3 protein-coding genes are annotated in these 3575 nt (G+C 59.2%); all 3 read left to right on the top strand.

The window, feature by feature from the left end; genetic code table 11:
• A partial coding sequence (locus tag H8S59_RS26860) for an FYVE zinc finger domain-containing protein (protein WP_214658486.1) occupies positions 1–192 on the top strand: 192 nt, incomplete at its 5' end.
• A 96-nt stretch (positions 193–288) separates the two neighbouring features.
• A complete protein-coding gene (gcvH, locus tag H8S59_RS26475; RefSeq protein ID WP_095101330.1) occupies positions 289–672 on the top strand; it encodes a glycine cleavage system protein GcvH in 384 nt (127 codons plus the stop codon).
• A 10-nt stretch (positions 673–682) separates the two neighbouring features.
• Positions 683–3547, top strand: coding sequence for an aminomethyl-transferring glycine dehydrogenase (gcvP, locus tag H8S59_RS26470; RefSeq protein ID WP_187523327.1), 2865 nt, complete (start codon positions 683–685; stop codon positions 3545–3547).
• The last annotated feature ends 28 nt before the right edge of the window (positions 3548–3575 follow it).

Genomic DNA, 3575 nt, shown 5'->3' with positions numbered 1-3575 from the left:
CCACAGGGGATCGTTGAGCACCACCCTCGTCCGTATCGAAACCAATACACCGTAACGATTTCAATACGACATTGGCATATCCCCAGCCGCCAAGGCTTTGATCCACCGAGAATTTGTAACCTGATACATGCCGTATCGATTTCGCTACAGGGAAACGCAAAGCAGCTTTCCGGAAAACCATCAACCAATTGATTTATAAAGAAAATAAATTATTGGCCGCATATTTGCTAAGTGATTGTCATCAATGATCGCGCCTGTCGCGAGCGTTACATCACCTTAGGAGTATTTATGAGCGAGTTGCGATTCACTGTCGATCACGAATGGCTGCGAGCCGAAGCCGATGGCAGTGTCACCGTAGGCATCACGCCCTATGCGCAAGAATCTCTGGGTGATGTGGTTTATGTGCAACTCCCTGAACTGCAGACCTACGCCAAAGACGCCGAAGCTTCTGTGGTGGAATCGGTAAAAGCAGCCAGCAGCATCAACATGCCGCTCGATGGCGAAGTGGTTGAAGTCAACCAGGCCCTCGACGCCACTCCAGAATTGGTCAATGAAGACGCCCTCGGCGCTGGCTGGTTCTTCCGCTTCATTCCCCAAGACGCCAGCGCTATCGATAGCCTGCTTGATCAGGACGCCTACGACCGCCTGATCAAAGCCAACGCCGAAGCCTGAGGAGCAGACCATGACTGACCGCATTCAACTGAGCACCGCCAACGAATTCATCGCCCGTCACATCGGCCCACGCGCCGCTGACGAGCAGGCCATGCTGCAAACCCTGGGCTTTGATTCGCTGGAAGCCTTGAGCGCCAGCGTCATCCCGGAAAGCATCAAAGGCACTAGCGTACTGGGCATGGAGCCCGGCCTGAGCGAAGCCGATGCACTCGCATCGATCAAAGCCATTGCCAGCAAGAACCAGTTGTTCAAGACCTACATCGGTCAGGGCTACTACAACACCCACACGCCTGCGCCGATCCTGCGCAACCTGCTGGAAAATCCGGCCTGGTACACGGCCTACACGCCTTATCAGCCAGAAATTTCCCAGGGCCGTCTGGAATCGCTGCTGAACTTCCAGACCCTGATCAGCGACCTGACTGGCCTGCCGATCGCCAACGCCTCGCTGCTCGACGAAGCCACCGCTGCTGCCGAAGCCATGACCTTCTGCAAACGCCTGAGCAAGAACAAGAGCAGCCACCAGTTCTTCGCGTCCAGCCACTGCCATCCGCAAACCCTGGACGTGCTGCGCACCCGCGCCGAACCACTGGGCATTACCGTCGTAGTGGCTGACGAAGCAGAGCTGACCGATGTCAGCCCGTTCTTCGGCGCTCTGCTGCAATACCCGGCCAGCAATGGCGACCTGTTTGATTACCGCGAACTGGTTGAGCGCTTCCACGCCGCCAATGCACTGGTGGCTGTAGCGGCCGACCTACTGGCGCTGACTTTGCTGACCCCACCCGGTGAATTCGGCGCAGACGTCGCAATCGGCAGCGCCCAGCGTTTTGGCGTTCCACTGGGTTTCGGCGGCCCGCATGCCGCTTACTTCTCGACTAAAGATGCGTTCAAGCGCGACATGCCGGGGCGTCTGGTGGGTGTTTCCGTGGACCGTCATGGCAAGCAGGCCTTGCGCCTGGCGATGCAGACCCGCGAACAACATATCCGTCGCGAGAAAGCCACCAGCAACATCTGCACCGCCCAGGTGCTGCTGGCCAACATCGCCAGCATGTACGCTGTTTACCACGGCCCGCGCGGCCTGACGCAAATCGCCAACCGCGTGCATCAGTTGACGGCCATTTTCGCCAAAGGCCTGAGCCAGTTGGGCTTGAACGTCGAGCAGCAGTACTTCTTCGACAGCGTGACCGTGAACACCGGCGCCGATACTGCAGCGCTGCATGCCAAGGCTCGCGCCAAGCAGATCAATCTGCGGGAAATCGACGCTCAGCGTCTTGGCCTGTCGCTGGACGAGACCACCTCGCAAGCATCGGTCGAAGACCTGTGGGCGATCTTCGCCGGTGACGGGCAAACCCTGCCGGACTTCGCGGCACTGGAACAAAGTGTTGAAGCTCGCCTGCCGCAAGCACTGTTGCGTGAGTCGGCGATCCTCAGCCACCCAGTGTTCAACCGCTATCACTCTGAAACAGAGCTGATGCGCTATCTGCGCAAACTGGCCGACAAAGACCTGGCGCTGGATCGCACCATGATCCCGCTGGGCTCGTGCACCATGAAACTCAACGCTGCCAGCGAAATGATCCCGGTGACCTGGGCTGAATTCGGTAACCTGCACCCGTTCGCTCCTGCCGAACAAAGCGCGGGCTATCAGCAACTCACCGACGAACTGGAAGCGATGCTCTGCGCGGCGACCGGTTACGACTCGATCTCGCTGCAGCCTAACGCTGGCTCCCAAGGCGAATACGCCGGTCTGCTGGCGATCCGTGCCTATCACCAGAGCCGTGGCGACGAGCGCCGCGACATCTGTCTGATTCCGCAATCGGCTCACGGCACTAACCCGGCCACCGCCAACATGGCTGGCATGCGCGTTGTTGTGACTGCGTGCGATGCCCGTGGCAACGTCGACATCGAAGACCTGCGCGCCAAAGCCATCGAGCACCGCGATCATCTGGCCGCGATCATGATCACTTACCCGTCGACTCACGGCGTATTTGAAGAAGGCATCCGTGAAATCTGCGCCATCGTTCACGACAACGGCGGTCAGGTTTACATCGACGGCGCCAACATGAACGCCATGGTCGGCCTCTGCGCACCGGGCAAGTTCGGCGGCGACGTTTCCCACCTGAACCTGCACAAGACCTTCTGCATCCCTCACGGCGGTGGCGGCCCGGGCGTTGGCCCGATTGGCGTCAAGTCGCACCTGACCCCATTCCTGCCGGGCCACGCCACCATGGCACGCAAGGAAGGCGCGGTCTGCGCAGCGCCATTCGGCAGCGCCAGCATCCTGCCGATCACCTGGATGTACATCAGCATGATGGGTGGCGAAGGCCTCAAACGCGCTTCGCAACTGGCAATCCTTAACGCCAACTACATCTCTCGCCGCCTGGAAGAACACTATCCGGTGCTCTACACCGGCAGCAGCGGTCTGGTGGCTCACGAGTGCATCCTTGACCTGCGTCCGTTGAAAGAAACCAGCGGCATCAGCGTTGATGACGTCGCCAAACGTCTGATCGACTTCGGCTTCCACGCGCCAACCATGTCTTTCCCGGTTGCTGGCACCTTGATGATCGAGCCGACCGAAAGCGAATCCAGAGAAGAACTGGACCGTTTCTGCGACGCCATGATCAAGATCCGCGAAGAGATCCGTGCAGTGGAAAGCGGCGTACTGGACAAGGAAGACAACCCGCTGAAAAACGCCCCGCACACCGCGGCGGAAATCGTCGGCGAGTGGACCCACCCGTACAGCCGCGAGCAGGCGGTGTATCCAGTTGAGTCCTTGATCGATGGCAAATACTGGCCACCGGTTGGCCGCGTCGACAACGTGTTCGGCGACCGCAACCTGATCTGCGCCTGCCCGTCCATTGAGAGCTATCAAGAGGCGTGATTCATTAACAGGGAATCGTCGTGGGACC

It is taken from the genome of Pseudomonas folii, assembly GCF_014357575.1.
In the GTDB taxonomy this organism is placed as follows: Bacteria; Pseudomonadota; Gammaproteobacteria; order Pseudomonadales; family Pseudomonadaceae; genus Aquipseudomonas; species Aquipseudomonas folii.
The sequence above is the reverse complement of the archived record's forward strand: the minus strand, read 5'-3'. Positions and strand labels throughout refer to the sequence as shown.

What these genes read in the sequence shown, in the direction of transcription:
- gcvH (WP_095101330.1), top strand. Translation starts at nt 289, where the DNA reads ATGAGCGAGTTGCGATTCACTGTCGATCACGAATGGCTGCGAGCCGAA.
- gcvP (WP_187523327.1), top strand. Translation starts at nt 683, where the DNA reads ATGACTGACCGCATTCAACTGAGCACCGCCAACGAATTCATCGCCCGT.